This window comes from Pectobacterium hainanensis, assembly GCF_046237015.1.
Taxonomy (GTDB): Bacteria; Pseudomonadota; Gammaproteobacteria; order Enterobacterales; family Enterobacteriaceae; genus JBJYIN01.
Genome location: NZ_JBJYIN010000012.1, coordinates 14409 through 30435, shown reverse-complemented (window position 1 = coordinate 30435; position 16027 = coordinate 14409). Strand labels below are relative to the sequence as shown.

Genomic DNA, 16027 nt, shown 5'->3' with positions numbered 1-16027 from the left:
AGTCGTCGGGAATCTTGATAATACGACAACGCTATGCACATTAACTGTGTGAAGACACAAATTAGGTTAGGTTGAGGAGTTTATAGTGAAAAAGTGGTTGTGTGCCGCAGGCCTCGGTTTAGCATTGGCTGCATCTGCAAGCGTTCAGGCTGCTGATAAGATTGCGGTTGTTAACGTATCCAGTATTTTCCAGCAGCTACCACAGCGTGAAACAGTCGCTAAACAGCTTGAAAATGAATTTAAGGGGCGTGCTTCCGAACTGCAAACAATGGAAAACAGCTTGCAGACCAAAATGCAGAAATTGCAGCGTGATGGTTCTACCATGAAAGCGAGCGATCGCAGTAAAATGGAAAAAGACATCATGGCCCAGCGCGAACAGTTCTCGACTAAGGCACAGGCTTTTGATCAAGATAACCGTCGTCGCCAGATGGAAGAACGTAATAAGATCCTGAGCCGCATTCAGGATGCCGTAAAAGCGGTTGCTGGTAAAGAAGGCTATGATGTTGTGATTGACGCTAACGCGGTTGCGTATGCTGCCAATGCGAAAGACATTACCGCTGATGTGTTGAAACAGGTTAAATAAACCATGTATTCAATTCGGCTGGATGCGTTAGCTCAACAGTTGGATGCACAATTACACGGTGATGGCGAGCTCGTCATCACCGGTGTTGCTTCTATGCATTCGGCGAAAACAGGACAGATTACCTTTCTGTCTGATAGTCGTTACCGTGAGCAATTAGCCGGGACGGGTGCGTCCGCAGTTGTGCTGACGGAAGCTGACTTGCCCTATTGTCAGGTTGCTGCGCTGGTAGTAAAAAATCCCTATCTTACCTATGCTCGAATGGCTCAGTTGATGGATACCACACCGCAGCCAGCACAGGATATCGCACCTAGTGCAGTGATTGCATCAGATGCGATCGTCGGCAAACAGGTTGCGATTGGTGCTAATTCGGTGATTGAGTCCGGTGCCCAATTGGGGGACGGTGTCATCATTGGTCCGGGCTGTTTTGTGGGTAAAAATGCGCGTCTCGGTGCAGGTACTCGGCTTTGGGCTAATGTTACAATTTATCATAACGTTGAATTAGGTGAGCAGTGTCTGATTCAGTCCGGCGCGGTGATTGGTTCGGATGGTTTCGGCTATGCGAACGATCGCGGTAACTGGGTTAAGATCCCTCAGTTAGGCACGGTTAGAATTGGCGATCGGGTTGAGATCGGCGCAAGCACGACAATCGATCGCGGCGCGTTGGATGATACGATTATCGGCAATGGTGTGATCATCGATAACCAATGCCAGATTGCGCACAACGTCGTGATTGGTGACAATACCGCGGTGGCGGGCGGCGTCATCATGGCGGGAAGCTTGAAAATTGGCCGTTATTGCATGATCGGTGGTGCCAGCGTCATTAATGGGCACATGGAGATTTGCGATAAAGTGACGGTAACGGGAATGGGCATGGTCATGCGACCAATTACCGAACCTGGGGTATACTCTTCAGGCATTCCTTTGCAACCTAACAAGGTGTGGCGTAAAACCGCAGCGCTGGTGATGAATATTGATGAGATAAGCAAACGGTTGAAAGCCGTTGAACGAAAAGTCGATAACGTTTAATCACTCGCGTTTTTATTTGCGGCCTGCCGGAAAGATCCCCTTTTAGGGTCTGAGCAGGCCGTGTTGTTGATGGCATTAGTTTTATGGACAGGAAGAGTATTTTGACTACTGACACTCATACTCTGCATATTGAAGAGATTTTAGAGCTATTACCGCACCGTTTCCCGTTTTTACTGGTTGATCGGGTTCTGGATTTTGAAGAGGGGAAATTTCTGCGGGCGGTGAAAAACGTCTCTTTCAATGAACCCTTTTTTCAAGGGCATTTCCCAGGAAAACCGATTTTCCCTGGTGTGTTAATTTTGGAAGCGATGGCTCAGGCAACGGGTATTCTGGCGTTTAAAAGCGTCGGTAAACTGGAACCGGGAGAGCTATATTATTTCGCGGCTGTGGATGAGGCTCGCTTTAAGCGTCCAGTACAGCCAGGGGATCAAATGATCCTGGAGGTTGAATTCATTAAAGAGCGTCGCGGCGTTGCGCGCTTTAAAGGTGTCGCCAAGGTTGATGGTGAAGTGGCCTGTGAAGCGTCAATGATGTGTGCTCGTCGTCGGGAGGCCTGATAACGTGATTGATCAAACCGCCTTTATTCACCCCAGTTCCATTGTTGACGATGGTGCCATTATTGGTGCTAACGTACATATTGGCCCATTCTGTTACGTCGGTTCTCAGGTTGAGATCGGTGAAGGAACGGTGCTGAAATCGCATGTTGTGGTCAATGGTATAACCAAAATTGGCTGCGATAACGAAATCTATCAGTTTTCCTCTATCGGGGAAGTGAATCAGGATCTGAAATACGCAGGAGAACCGACTCGTGTTGAGATCGGCGATCGTAATCGTATTCGCGAGAGCGTCACGATTCATCGCGGTACTGAGCAAGGCGGTGGGTTGACTAAAGTCGGTAGTGATAATTTGCTGATGATCAATACGCATATTGCGCACGATTGTGTTATTGGCAACCGTTGTATTCTTGCCAATAATGCGACGCTAGGCGGTCATGTTTCCGTTGATGATTTTGCGATTATCGGCGGTATGACGGCGGTGCATCAGTTTTGTATTATCGGCGCACACGTTATGGTCGGTGGATGCTCCGGTGTGGCGCAGGATGTTCCCCCTTATGTTATTGCGCAAGGCAACCATGCCACGCCGTTTGGTCTGAATATCGAAGGGCTGAAACGCCGTGGTTTTGAGAAAGATACCCAGCATGCTATCCGCGCGGCTTATAAGCTGATTTACCGTAGTGGAAAAACGCTGGATGAAGTTAAACCAGAAATTGAGGCGCTGGCTGTTGAGCATCCGGCAGTACAGGCGTTTATCGATTTCTTCTCTCGTTCTACCCGCGGTATTATTCGTTAATCCATGTCATCACGTCCTTTAACTATCGGATTGGTCGCCGGAGAAACTTCTGGCGACATTCTGGGGGCTGGCTTGATTCGGGCGCTGAAAGAAAAAGTGCCCGATGCTCGTTTCGTCGGTGTTGCCGGGCCACGTATGCAGGCTGAAGGTTGCGAAGCCTGGTACGAAATGGAAGAGCTCGCCGTAATGGGGATCGTTGAGGTACTCGGTCGATTACCCCGTCTGTTGAAAATTCGTCGGGATTTGACTCAGCGTTTCACTAGCCTTAAACCAGATGTGTTTGTTGGTATTGATGCACCCGATTTTAATATTACGCTGGAAGGTAACCTGAAGCAGCAGGGCATTCATACCATTCATTATGTCAGTCCATCCGTTTGGGCTTGGCGGCAAAAGCGGGTTTTCAAAATAGGCCGATCAACCAATCTGGTGTTGGCATTTCTTCCTTTTGAAAAAGCGTTTTACGATCGTTTCGATGTGCCATGCCGCTTCATCGGCCATACGATGGCGGATGCCATGCCTTTGCATCCAGATAAAATGGTGGCGCGTGCAACGCTGGGCATTGCGCCAGAGGTTCATTGCTTAGCTTTGTTGCCGGGCAGTCGGGGTGCTGAGGTTGAAATGCTCAGTGAGGATTTTCTTAAAACCGCGATATTACTGCGCCAACATTTCCCTGACCTGGAAATCGTGGTTCCACTGGTGAATAGCAAACGACGGGAACAGTTCGAACGAATAAAGAATTGTGTTGCTCCCGATCTACGGATGCATTTGCTGGACGGGCAGGCTCGTGAGGCGATGATCGCCAGCGATGCCGCGTTACTGGCATCGGGTACGGCTGCGCTGGAATGTATGTTGGCAAAATGTCCGATGGTGGTGGGATACCGTATGAAGCCCTTTACCTTTTGGCTAGCACAGCGATTGGTGAAAACTCCATGGGTGTCGTTGCCTAATCTGTTAGCAGGTCGTGAACTAGTGACGGAACTGTTACAAACGGATTGTACACCGGACAAGCTAGCAGCGGCGCTGTTGCCATTATTCGATGCGAGTAAAACCGCCGAGTTACGCACGACATTTGTGGATTTGCATCAGCAAATCCGCTGTAACGCCGATGAGCAAGCCGCTCAGGCGGTACTGGAATTAGTAAGATCATGAGTGAAATATTTATCTATCCGCAGGCGACCTGTATCGCCGGTGTTGATGAAGTAGGACGTGGCCCTCTGGTCGGTGCCGTGGTTACTGCCGCCGTGATACTTGACCCTTCCCGGCCAATTGTCGGATTGGCGGATTCGAAACAGCTAAGTGAAAAACGGCGTTTGGCGCTTTATGATGAGATTAAGGAAAAAGCGCTCTCCTGGAGTCTTGGTCGTGCCGAACCTGAAGAAATAGATCGGCTGAATATTTTGCATGCCACGATGTTGGCGATGCAGCGTGCAGTGGTTGGGTTGTCAATTACCCCCGATTTTGTTTTGATCGATGGGAACCGTTGCCCAACTCTCGCTATGCGGTCACAGGCTGTGGTAAAAGGCGATAGTCGTGTCGCAGAGATTAGCGCCGCTTCTATTATGGCTAAGGTGACCCGCGATCGTGAGATGGTGGAGTTAGACAAACTCTTCCCTGATTATGGGTTTGCCCAGCATAAGGGCTATCCAACGGCTTTTCATTTAGAGAAACTGGCTTTATTGGGGGCTACCGCGTTCCACCGTCGGAGTTTTGCGCCTGTTAAGCGAGTGTTGGGACTGGCGTAATCTGTACTCTGCTGACGATTGTTGTCGTTTCTAAAACCGTCATTTAGATCCCCATTTGCAAGGGGTGACAATCGCGGGGCTTCATTGACCTCATCATTAACCTTCAGCACAGCGATAGCGTTATTGTTGCGCTGAGCAATCGATAAATTCTGGGATCTGGATATGGCCGAACCACGTTTTATTCACCTGCGTGTGCATAGTGACTATTCCATGATCGATGGGCTGGCCAAAGTTGGACCGCTGGTAAAGAAAACGGCGGCATTGGGAATGCCAGCACTGGCGATTACTGATTTTACCAATCTGTGTGGGTTGGTGAAATTTTATGGCGGTGCCCACGGTGCTGGTATTAAACCCATTATTGGTGCCGATGTGTTGGTTGCCAGTGAAGAATTGGGTGATGAATTAGCCCAGCTCACGATATTGGCAATGGACAATGTAGGCTACCAAAATTTAACCTTATTGATATCGCATGCCTACCAGCGAGGCTACGGCGCAGCGGGGCCAACAATCGATCGCGATTGGCTCATCGACTATCAACAGGGGTTGATTCTGCTATCAGGTGCGCGTCATGGTGATGTCGGCAAGTTTATTTTGCGTGGCAATCAAGTGCTGGCTGAGCAGTGTCTGGCGTTCTATCAACAGCATTTTCCAGAACGCTACTACCTAGAGTTAATCCGTACCGGGCGTCCTGATGAAGAGAGTTATCTGCATTCTGCTGTAGCGCTGGCGACTAAGCACGGTATTCCCGTTGTTGCCACGAACGATGTGCGTTTTATTAGCGAAGATGATTTTGATGCGCATGAAATTCGAGTCGCTATTCACGACGGCTATACGCTCGACGATCCCAAACGTCCTCGCAATTACAGTGCGCAGCAATATATGCGTACAGAAGATGAAATGTGCGAACTGTTTGCCGATGTGCCCGAAGCGCTTATCAATAGTGTCGAAATCGCTAAACGTTGTAACGTGACTATTCGCTTAGGTGAATATTTTCTGCCGCAATTCCCAACAGGGGAGATGAGCACGGAAGATTATTTGGTTAAGCGCTCAAAAGACGGATTGGAGGAGCGCCTTGCATTTTTGTTCCCTGATCCGGAAGTTCGAACGCAAAAACGGCCAGAATACGATGAGCGTCTGGATATTGAGCTCAAAGTGATTAACCAGATGGGATTCCCCGGTTACTTTTTGATCGTGATGGAGTTTATTCAGTGGTCCAAGGATAACAATGTGCCTGTAGGCCCGGGACGAGGCTCTGGTGCTGGTTCATTGGTTGCGTATTCGCTGAAAATTACCGATCTGGACCCGCTGGAGTTTGATCTACTGTTCGAACGTTTTCTCAACCCAGAACGTGTCTCCATGCCTGACTTTGACGTCGATTTTTGTATGGAGAAACGTGATTTGGTGATTGACCACGTTGCCGATATGTATGGCCGTGATGCAGTTTCTCAGATTATCACTTTTGGTACGATGGCGGCGAAAGCGGTGATCCGTGATGTGGGACGGGTGCTGGGCCACCCCTACGGTTTTGTTGATCGCATTTCTAAACTGGTGCCGCCCGATCCGGGGATGACGCTGGAGAAGGCTTTTGCGGCAGAGCCACAGCTGCCTGAAATTTATGAAGCCGATGAGGAAGTCCGCGCCCTCATTGATATGGCGCGTAAGTTAGAGGGCGTGACGCGTAATGCTGGCAAACATGCTGGTGGGGTCGTCATTTCGCCGACTAAAATTACGGATTTCGCCCCGTTATACTGCGATGCCGAAGGTAACCACCCGGTTACTCAGTTTGATAAAAGTGACGTTGAATATGCCGGGCTGGTTAAGTTCGACTTCCTTGGTCTACGTACGCTAACCATCATCGACTGGGCGTTGGAAATGATCAACGCACGACGCGCAAAATTGGGGCAGGAACCGATTGATATCGCGGCGATCCCACTCGACGATAAGAAAAGTTTTGACATGCTACAACGCTCGGAAACTACCGCGGTATTCCAGCTTGAATCGCGTGGCATGAAAGATCTGATCAAGCGTCTGAAGCCTGACTGCTTTGAAGATATGATCGCTCTGGTGGCGCTGTTTCGACCAGGTCCGTTGCAGTCTGGCATGGTAGATAACTTTATTGACCGTAAACATGGTCGAGAAGCGATTTCGTATCCTGATATTGAATGGCAACACGAATCGCTCAAACCCGTGCTAGAACCGACCTACGGCATTATCCTGTACCAGGAACAGGTTATGCAGATTGCCCAGGTGCTATCCGGTTATACGCTGGGGGGCGCGGATATGTTACGCCGCGCGATGGGTAAGAAAAAACCGGAAGAAATGGCTAAGCAGCGCTCGGTGTTTAAAGAGGGCGCAGAGAGAATGGGCGTCGACGGCGAGCTGTCGATGAAAATCTTCGATCTGGTAGAGAAATTTGCGGGCTACGGTTTTAATAAGTCGCACTCTGCTGCTTATGCACTGGTTTCCTATCAAACGTTGTGGCTGAAAGCACACTATCCCGCGGAGTTTATGGCGGCGGTGATGACTGCCGATATGGACAACACGGATAAAGTGGTCGGTCTGGTCGATGAATGCTGGCGTATGGGGTTGAAAATCCTGCCGCCGGATATTAACAGCGGGCTGTATCACTTCCATGTTAACGACGATGGCGAAATTGTTTACGGTATCGGTGCGATAAAAGGCGTGGGCGAAGGTCCGATTGAAGCGATCATTGAAGCACGCAACCAGGATGGTTATTTCAGGGAACTATTTGATCTTTGCGCACGAACCGATATTAAAAAACTGAACCGCCGCGTGCTGGAAAAGCTGATTATGTCCGGCGCATTTGATCGTCTTGGGCCGCATCGTGCTGCGTTGATGAATTCATTGTCCGATGCGCTTAAGGCCGCCGATCAACATGCCAAAGCGGAGGCGATTGGTCAGGTCGATATGTTCGGTGTCTTGGCGGAAGCGCCCGAGCAAGTCGAGCAATCATACAGCACTGTCCCGCCATGGCCGGAACAAGTGGTGTTGGATGGCGAACGGGAAACGCTGGGGCTCTATTTGACCGGGCACCCCATCACGCAATATCTTAAGGAAATCGAACGCTACACAAACGGCCTGCGTTTGAAAGATATGCACCCAACGGAGCGGGGTAAAATGACCACGGCAGTCGGGTTGGTATTGGCTGCGAGGGTAATGGTCACAAAACGGGGTAACCGTATTGGCGTTTGTACACTGGACGATCGTTCTGGTCGCCTTGAAATTATGTTGTTCACGGATGCGCTGGAAAAATATCAGCATTTGTTGGAGAAAGACCGTATCCTAATCGCCAGTGGACAGGTCAGCTTTGATGACTTTAGCGGCGGGCTTAAAATGACGGTGCGCGAGTTAATGGATATCAGCGAAGCGCGGGAAAAATATGCGCGTGGGCTTGCTATCTCGCTGACTGACAGGCAAATTGATGACCAGCTATTAAACCGTCTCCGTCAATCGTTGGAACCCCATCGTTCGGGGACGATCCCAGTGCATCTCTACTACCAACGTGAAGATGCGCGCGCTCGGTTACGTTTCGGGGCCGCATGGCGTATCACGCCAACGGACACGTTACTCAATGAGTTGCGCACACTCGTCGGTAATGAGCAGGTAGAACTGGAATTTGACTAATATAGGAATACTATGAGTCTGAATTTTCTTGATTTTGAGCAGCCGATTGCAGAGTTGGAAGCGAAAATTGACTCGCTGACCGCAGTCAGCCGTCAAGACGAAAAATTAGATATTAATCTGGATGAAGAAGTCCAGCGTCTACGTGAGAAGAGCGTTGAACTGACGCGTAAAATTTTCTCCGATCTGGGTGCATGGCAAGTCGCGCAGCTGGCGCGTCATCCACAACGTCCCTATACGCTTGATTATATTAAGCATATTTTCACCGATTTTGATGAATTGGCGGGCGATCGTGCTTATGCCGATGATAAGGCGATTGTCGGTGGGATTGCGCGTCTGGATGGTCGTCCGGTGATGATTATTGGTCACCAGAAAGGACGCGAAACCAAAGAAAAAATCCGCCGCAATTTCGGTATGCCAGCCCCTGAAGGTTATCGCAAAGCGTTGCGCTTGATGGAAATGGCGGAGCGTTTCAAATTGCCAATTATTACGTTTATTGATACGCCGGGTGCCTATCCTGGCGTGGGCGCGGAAGAGCGTGGTCAGTCTGAAGCGATTGCTCGCAATCTGCGCGAAATGTCGACGCTACGTGTTCCTATTGTTTGTACCGTGATTGGGGAAGGCGGGTCCGGCGGCGCGTTGGCTATTGGTGTCGGTGATAAAGTGAATATGTTGCAGTACAGTACCTATTCCGTTATTTCCCCGGAAGGGTGCGCCTCTATTCTGTGGAAAAGTGCAGATAAAGCGCCGCTCGCTGCGGAAGCGATGGGGATTACTGCTCCGCGTCTAAAAGAACTGAAGCTGATCGATACGGTGATCCCGGAACCACTTGGTTCTGCTCATCGTAACGTACCGGTAATGGCGGAATCGCTGAAAGCACAATTACTGGCTGATTTGCTCGATCTCGATGAATTGAGCGAAGAGGAATTACTGAACCGCCGCTATCAGCGTTTGATGAATTACGGTTACTGCTGATTTTGTGATAGCGGATTACATAATTAGCGAATCTGTTTATCTTGTTTGATATACCTTTCCCCAGTTTCTCCTTTGTGAAGGGGAAACTGGGGGATTTTTCCCAATAAGTCTGAATCCGCTATCAGGAATGACAGCGGATTTTTTGCTATTAGGGGCTGAATGATGCTGAAGCTGCTTGATGTGCACCATATTGCGGTTATTGCCTCTGACTATGCGCGCAGCAAAGTCTTTTACTGTGACGTACTTGGATTTTCGCTGCAAAACGAAGTGTATCGAACGGAAAGAGATTCGTGGAAAGGTGATTTGGCGTTGAACGATCGATACGTGATTGAGCTGTTTTCTTTCCCTGCTCCTCCAGAACGTGTCAGTCGACCGGAAGCATGCGGCCTACGTCACCTCGCTTTTTCGGTTAAAGATATTGATTCAGCAATAAACGCGTTGATGAATTCAGGCGTGAATTGCGAGCCGGTACGCATCGATCCCGAGACACAGCGTCGGTTTACCTTTTTCTGCGATCCTGACGGATTGCCCCTTGAACTGTATGAGGTTTAAGCCGTGAAGATCGCTGAGGCTTTGCTTAATGCAGTGGCTGAATCTGTTGCGGATCATCGTCGTGTGCTCGTCGCGTACAGCGGTGGGCTGGATTCTAGTGTATTGCTGCACCTTGTCGCCACGCTATGTCAGCGTGATGACAAAAAGGGACGGACTGTTCGTGCAGCATATGTGCATCACGGTCTCAATCCGCTAGCCGATAGTTGGGCCGAACACTGCCGTGACTGTTGTCAGCAATGGCAGGTGCCTTTCGCTGTGTTACCAGTAAAGGTCGATACGCAAAATGGCGGTATCGAGGCGGCGGCAAGAGAAGCACGTTATCAAGCCTTAAGTGCGCATTTGCAAAGTGATGAAACCTTAATAACGGCACAGCATCTTGACGATCAGAGTGAAACCTTTTTGTTGGCGCTCAAGCGCGGCAGTGGCCCAGCTGGGCTTTCATCCATGGCAGCTCGTGCACAAGTGGATGGTCATGCCTTGATCCGACCATTGTTAGGGTTTTCACGTCAACAGTTGGTGCAGTATGCAAACGAACATCAACTGAGCTGGATTGAAGACAATAGTAATCAGGATGAGCGTTTTGACCGAAATTTCTTGCGTCTTAGCGTCTTACCTCTGTTAACACAGCGCTGGCCGCACTTTGCTTCGTCCGTGGCGCGTAGTGCGCAGCTTTGTGCCGAGCAGGAACAATTACTGGACGAACTGTTGGCTGAATCGCTGCACACCTTGTGCCAGCGTGATGGTGCTTTGAGTATCAATGGGCTAATACCATTGAGTGCAACACATCGTTCTGCGTTGTTACGTCGATGGCTTGCTGAACAGGGCGTACCGATGCCATCACGTGATGGGTTGAACCGATTGTGGCAAGAGGTCGCAACCAGTCGTGAAGATGCTGAGCCTGTGCTTCAGTTCGGTTCTTGGCAAATAAGACGTTTTCGCCAGCATCTCTATATATTGCCTTTAATGTCTTCGCTGAAGTCCTGCATTTTACCGTGGCAGCCGCAAGCTGGGCCGCTGACCTTACCCGATGGTTTGGGCACGCTAGCGTTATCTGACGCTGGCACCGTTGTTCGTCAGCCTCGTTTGGAAGAGGTCGTCAGCATTCGTTTCAACGTTAGCGGCACGGTCCACATTGTTGGTCGGGCGCATGGGCGTCAGATCAAGAAACTTTGGCAGGAATTACACGTCCCGCCCTGGTGGCGCGATCGAACGCCGATTGTCTTTTATGATGAACAGCCGATCGCAGCATTGGGTCAGTTTGTGACGCGAGAAGGGCAAGTGGAGGAGAATGAGCCCTGCTGGCGTATCGATTGGCATAAAACGAATCTGGCAGGTTGCCGCGTGAAATGAAAACGGACAACCAGGGGAGTGTGCACAGGTTGTCCGTTTTGAAGAAAAGTGTGTGGAATGTCAGGATTCACTGACGACGACTTTTCCTATTTCCGGATGGCTGAAGCTGACAATGTGATCGAGTCTCAGCTCGCGTGTCGAGCCCGACTCTTCGATCACCAGGTATTCCACATGTTTACGTGAGATCATATCGCTGGCTTTACCCGTGACGATCTCACCACTACGTAGTTCCAGCGTCAGCGTTAAGTTCTGCTGACAGGTCGCTTCCAGATTGTCGTAATCATCACAGTTGATGGGTTGATATTCGTTACTCATTGACATAATCGCTCACCAATAAGTTAGCAGCGGCAAATGCCGCTTGTTCCCTGACAGAGGATGGCAAGGCCGCATTTGCGGCGATTTCATCCAGGGTTTTCAATACACAACCCAGTGCGTCGGGTATATAGCCCAGATCGCCACTGCCGATCTCTGCGTATAAGCGGCGTACTAATTCACAGTATTGTTGCACTATATCCTCCCTTGAAAGCTTAACCCGGTAGGCATTCATGCATCATCGCCTTGGCGTGGCGGTACTCATGCTGTAAGCCTACGAAGATAAACTCTATGTATCTAAACGACTATAGCATAGGCACCGTCAGGATATCAGTATTCCTCCGATACCTAATCTTCCGGTTACGTGGCAGATATCACCTTTACTGTGAGGATAGTGCTAACTCAAGTACACTATGAGCGGACAAATACGAGGTATCAGATGGCATTAAAAGCAACGGTTTATAAAGCAACAGTGAATATCGCAGATATGGATCGTCATTTTTTCCACGATGCCAGTCTGACCATCGCACAACATCCTTCAGAAACGGAGCAGCGCATGATGCTGCGCTTACTCGCTTGGATCTGCCATGCCGATGAAAATTTGCGGTTTACGAAGGGATTAAGTGCAGATGATGAACCTGAGATCTGGCTACATAATGACACAATGGAATTGGTTCTCTGGGTTGAGCTTGGGCTGCCGGATGAAAGACGACTGAAAAAAGCCTGTCATCAATCCCGCTCCGTTGTCTTATATGCATACAACGATCGCGCCGGGCAAGTATGGTGGCAAAATATTGCCGATAAAATAGCTGGATATAAAAATCTATCTGTTCGTTTTATTGACGACCGGCAAATGGTTCTGCTTGCTGCGTTAGCTAAGCGCAATATGACGTTACAAGCGACCTTGCAGGAAGGCACGATTTGGCTGTCAGATGATGAGAATAGTCTGGAAATCGCGTTCGATGAGTGGCAAAGCGCTCAGAGATAACTGCGGTATATAAATGTTCAGGCAAAATGCCCTCTTTCAACTCGACACGATTTTGTCTTGTATCGGTAAATTGATGGGGCATCTTGGAAGAGATGACAAAGGCCACGGGAGAATAACGATGAAAAAAATGGCTCTTGGTATGCTGTTTATTGCAGGTATTTCTGTTTTGATTGGTTGTCACACGCGCTCGAACATTCAGGAAGATAGACTTACGCCGATGGCGCAAAGCTATCGCGGTACGCTTCCCTGTGCTGATTGTGAAGGGATTGATACGTCGCTGTTTTTGGAAAAAGATGGCACGTTCATTTTGCGAGAACATTATCAGACGACTCGTGAAGGTACGAATACCTTTGCCGAGTATGGGCAATGGCGCAGAACTGCGGATAAGCTGGTGTTAACAAATAGTCAGGGTGAAAAGCGCTATTTTCGTCCGATCGGCGATGGGTTGGAGATGCTTGATCAGCAAGGAACCGTGATTCAATCGTCTTTGTCTTATCGACTCAATGTAACAGAGCAACCGCTACCGGATACGCCGATGACGATGAAAGGAATGTATCGCTATATGGCAGATGCTGCCACTTTCGCTGATTGTGCTACCGGTAAAACGTTTGTGGTGCAGAATAATATTCAACTGGAAAGACGCTATTTAGCAACGGTAACGGAGCCTGGTGGCCCGGTTTTAACGATATTTACGGCTTATTTTGCGATGGTTCCTTCCATGGAGGAGGGGCAAATGACCAAAGCTCTGGTTCCGGCTAAAAATAATGTTGAAATGAACGCCAAAGGGCATTGTGATTCGCGGGCAGAATAAGCCCGCGAGATAAAAATGTGGTCATCGTGGCGAGATGATATCCCCTTTGGGTTTTCTGCCGAAAGGGGATATCGCTTATGCCGCTTCTGTTTTTCTCTCCTGCCGTGGGGAGGACGTCGGTTGGCGATGATCGGCGGCTAAGGTGTCTGGCTCGAAATCGTCAACATTGATTGACCGTAATCGGCTAGCTTCGGCTTTGATCAGAATGCTAGCTTCTTCCGCCGTGATTTTGCCTTCTGCCTGCGCTTGTTCCGCCAACTGATCTAACCTCATAAATGGCAGGTGCTTTCCACTGGCTTTGGATAAGCGTTGATAAATAGGTTCGGCCGCCAGAATATCCCTCAATGCCTCTTCTAACAGACCTACCGGGTTATGTTCACTGGCGACGAGATATTGTCCGCGTCCCAGACGACTACGCGTTGCTGAGGGAGTCTGCAATAGCTTCGCCACCTCATGATCCAGATGATCGGATGGCATATCGTTGCTGCGGCCCAGAGGGAAGATAATAAATCTCAGCAAGCTCGCAATGATACGGTTCGGAAAGTTACGTAACAGCTCAGCGATCGCCTGTTCTGCCTGATGAAGGCTATCCTGCACTCCCCAATGTACCAGCGGCAAGTCTGCTTTCTGTCGTCCTTCATCGTCATAACGTTTTAACGTCGCTGAAGCCAGATAGAGCTGGCTCAGAATGTCTCCCAGACGGGCTGAAATCCGTTCCCGGCGTTTCAGGCTGCCACCCAGTGTCGCCATCGATATATCAGCCAGCAAGGCAAGATTCGCGCTAAGTCGGTTCAGTTGCTGATAATAACGGCGAGTTTCGTCATTGACTGGGCTATGACTCAGACGGGCATGAGTGATTCCCAGCCAGAAACTACGAACGTTGTTGCTGCCGACATGCCCAATATGACCGAATAACGCACGATCAAAGCGGGCAATATCGTTGTCTTGCGTAGCCGCCATCTCTTCCAGAACATACGGATGACAGCGGATAGCACCCTGACCGAAGATGATCATACTGCGTGTCAGAATGTTTGCGCCCTCAACGGTAATGGCAATGGGCGATCCTTGATAGCTGCGAGCAAGGAAGTTGGAAGGGCCGAGGCAGATGCCTTTACCGCCGGCGATATCCATTGCATCCAATACCGCCCTTTGACCGCGGTGGGTACAGTGGTATTTGACAATAGCGGACAATACCGCGGGTTTTTCACCCAGCATGATGCCACTGGTGATCAGCGTGGATGCTGCATCCATGACGTAGGCATTACCCGCGATACGAGCCAGTGGTTCTTCAATGCCTTCCATTTTACCGATGGAGATTTTGAACTGGCGACGAATATAAGCATACGCGCCGATGCCGAGGGCGATTGATTTCAGGCCCCCAGTGGAGTTGGAAGGCAGAGTAATACCTCGACCGACTGACAGGCATTCCATCAGCATGCGCCAGCCTTGTCCGGCCATTTTCGGCCCACCGATAATGTAATCCAGAGGGACAAAAATATTCTCGCCCTGTGTTGGCCCATTCTGGAATGGGATATTCAAGGGAAAATGACGGCGACCAATCTGTACGCCTTCGGTATGGGTTGGAATGAGTGCACAGGTAATCCCTATATCCTCGGTGTCACCCAGAAGATGGTCAGGATCATAGAGTTTAAAGGCGAGTCCGAGAACCGTCGCGACCGGTGCCAGCGTGATATAGCGTTTATTCCAGGTGAGTCGCATACCGATAACCTGCTCACCCTGCCAGTGGCCGTAGCAGATAACCCCTGTATCTGGAATGGAACCCGCATCCGATCCGGCTTCAGGACTGGTTAGCGCAAAGCAGGGAATTTCCTGACCGCATGCGAGGCGAGGCAAATAGTGATCTTTTTGTTCATCGGTGCCGTAGTGTTGTAACAACTCTCCTGGGCCTAATGAATTTGGAACGCCGACAGTGATCGCCAGAATGCTGGAAACACCTGCCAGTTTTTGCAGAACCTGCGCCTGTGCATATGCGGAAAACTCCAGACCACCGTACTGTTTTTTAATGATCATGGCGAAGAAACGATGCTGTTTGAGAAATTCCCATAGTTCTGGCGGTAGATCGGCACGCTCGTGGGTGATCTCAAAGTCGTTCGCCATACGGCAGGCTTCTTCCACCGGACCGTCAATAAAGGCTTGTTCTTCGGCTGTCAGACGTGGCGATGGATAACGGTGTAGCTTTTTCCAGTCTGGAGAACCACGAAAAAGATCGCCTTCCCACCAGGTTGTACCTGCGTCAATGGCTTCTTTTTCCGTATTGGACATCGGTGGCATGACCTTCTGGAATAGCTGCAGGGCTGGGGTGGAAAAAAACTGACGGCGAATTATCTGAATATTAAAAGGAATCAGCACGATGGCTAAGGGGATCAACAGCCAGACGGACCATAGCTGCATGGCTGACATAGCAGCAAAATAGGTAACGAGTACCGCACTGCTAATAAGCAGACTGATGCGGTGATAAAACAGAGCGCCAATAATAATCAGGAAGAGAAGAATACTGACAGCAACCATAGTATGTCTCCAGTGTTGTCATCGACTTAGAGCCTATCCCATTAGGGCTATTTTATTTGCCATTTTGAACCTGGGCAGTGCTCGAAATCCTCACGTACTACGTGTACGCTCCGGTTTCTCCGCGCTGTCCGTGTCCAAACTGGCTGCACCAATCACGCCTACTGGGA

Annotated in this window: 15 protein-coding genes; 12 read left to right on the top strand and 3 right to left on the bottom strand. The window is 49.7% G+C overall.

Annotated elements, in window-relative coordinates; translation table 11 throughout:
* Positions 1–85: 85 nt before the first annotated feature.
* The 10 genes from skp to tilS all read left to right on the top strand — a co-directional run bounded on the left by skp (position 86) and on the right by tilS (position 11220).
* Positions 86–583: a molecular chaperone Skp gene (gene skp / locus ACKPVM_RS13235; RefSeq protein ID WP_409309623.1), complete on the top strand. Its 498-nt coding sequence runs from the start codon at positions 86–88 to the stop codon at positions 581–583.
* A 3-nt stretch (positions 584–586) separates the two neighbouring features.
* Complete coding sequence (gene lpxD / locus ACKPVM_RS13230; protein ID WP_409309621.1) at positions 587–1609, top strand: UDP-3-O-(3-hydroxymyristoyl)glucosamine N-acyltransferase; 1023 nt, start codon at positions 587–589, stop codon at positions 1607–1609.
* Positions 1610–1692: 83 nt separating this feature from the next.
* Positions 1693–2166, top strand: coding sequence for a 3-hydroxyacyl-ACP dehydratase FabZ (gene fabZ / locus ACKPVM_RS13225; protein ID WP_196238423.1), 474 nt, complete (start codon positions 1693–1695; stop codon positions 2164–2166).
* A gap of 4 nt (positions 2167–2170) precedes the next feature.
* On the top strand, positions 2171–2959 hold the full coding sequence (gene lpxA, locus ACKPVM_RS13220; protein ID WP_409309619.1) for an acyl-ACP--UDP-N-acetylglucosamine O-acyltransferase: 789 nt from the start codon (positions 2171–2173) through the stop codon (positions 2957–2959).
* Positions 2960–2962: 3 nt separating this feature from the next.
* A complete protein-coding gene (lpxB, locus tag ACKPVM_RS13215) occupies positions 2963–4108 on the top strand; it encodes a lipid-A-disaccharide synthase (protein WP_409309617.1) in 1146 nt (381 codons plus the stop codon).
* Positions 4105–4701, top strand: coding sequence for a ribonuclease HII (gene rnhB, locus ACKPVM_RS13210; protein WP_409309615.1), 597 nt, complete (start codon positions 4105–4107; stop codon positions 4699–4701). Before lpxB ends, rnhB begins: the two co-directional genes overlap by 4 nt.
* A gap of 162 nt (positions 4702–4863) precedes the next feature.
* Entirely contained in the window at positions 4864–8346 is a 3483-nt protein-coding gene (gene dnaE / locus ACKPVM_RS13205) for a DNA polymerase III subunit alpha (RefSeq protein ID WP_409309613.1), read from the top strand.
* Positions 8347–8358: 12 nt separating this feature from the next.
* A complete protein-coding gene (gene accA / locus ACKPVM_RS13200; RefSeq protein ID WP_409309612.1) occupies positions 8359–9318 on the top strand; it encodes an acetyl-CoA carboxylase carboxyl transferase subunit alpha in 960 nt (319 codons plus the stop codon).
* 162 nt (positions 9319–9480) lie between these two features.
* Positions 9481–9870 carry a VOC family protein gene (locus ACKPVM_RS13195; protein WP_409309786.1) on the top strand — a complete coding sequence of 130 codons (390 nt, stop codon included), beginning with the start codon at positions 9481–9483 and terminating at the stop codon, positions 9868–9870.
* A gap of 9 nt (positions 9871–9879) precedes the next feature.
* Positions 9880–11220: a tRNA lysidine(34) synthetase TilS gene (gene tilS, locus ACKPVM_RS13190; RefSeq protein WP_409309784.1), complete on the top strand. Its 1341-nt coding sequence runs from the start codon at positions 9880–9882 to the stop codon at positions 11218–11220.
* A gap of 60 nt (positions 11221–11280) precedes the next feature.
* On the opposite strand, the gene rof is transcribed toward tilS, so the two are convergent.
* Positions 11281–11541: a Rho-binding antiterminator gene (gene rof, locus ACKPVM_RS13185; RefSeq protein WP_409309610.1), complete on the bottom strand. Its 261-nt coding sequence runs from the start codon at positions 11539–11541 to the stop codon at positions 11281–11283.
* Positions 11528–11728 (bottom strand): YaeP family protein, encoded by a 201-nt coding sequence (locus tag ACKPVM_RS13180; RefSeq protein ID WP_409309608.1) that lies wholly within the window; start codon positions 11726–11728, stop codon positions 11528–11530. The genes rof and ACKPVM_RS13180 overlap by 14 nt, the downstream gene beginning before the upstream one ends.
* Positions 11729–11971: 243 nt before the next feature.
* On the opposite strand from ACKPVM_RS13180, the gene ACKPVM_RS13175 reads away from it, so the two are divergent.
* Positions 11972–12520: a YaeQ family protein gene (locus tag ACKPVM_RS13175; protein ID WP_409309606.1), complete on the top strand. Its 549-nt coding sequence runs from the start codon at positions 11972–11974 to the stop codon at positions 12518–12520.
* 118 nt (positions 12521–12638) lie between these two features.
* Positions 12639–13331: an envelope stress response activation lipoprotein NlpE gene (nlpE, locus tag ACKPVM_RS13170; protein WP_409309604.1), complete on the top strand. Its 693-nt coding sequence runs from the start codon at positions 12639–12641 to the stop codon at positions 13329–13331.
* A 75-nt stretch (positions 13332–13406) separates the two neighbouring features.
* Here the strand turns inward: nlpE and fadE are convergent, their stop codons facing one another.
* Positions 13407–15860: an acyl-CoA dehydrogenase FadE gene (gene fadE / locus ACKPVM_RS13165; protein WP_409309602.1), complete on the bottom strand. Its 2454-nt coding sequence runs from the start codon at positions 15858–15860 to the stop codon at positions 13407–13409.
* Between the last annotated feature and the right edge of the window lie 167 nt (positions 15861–16027).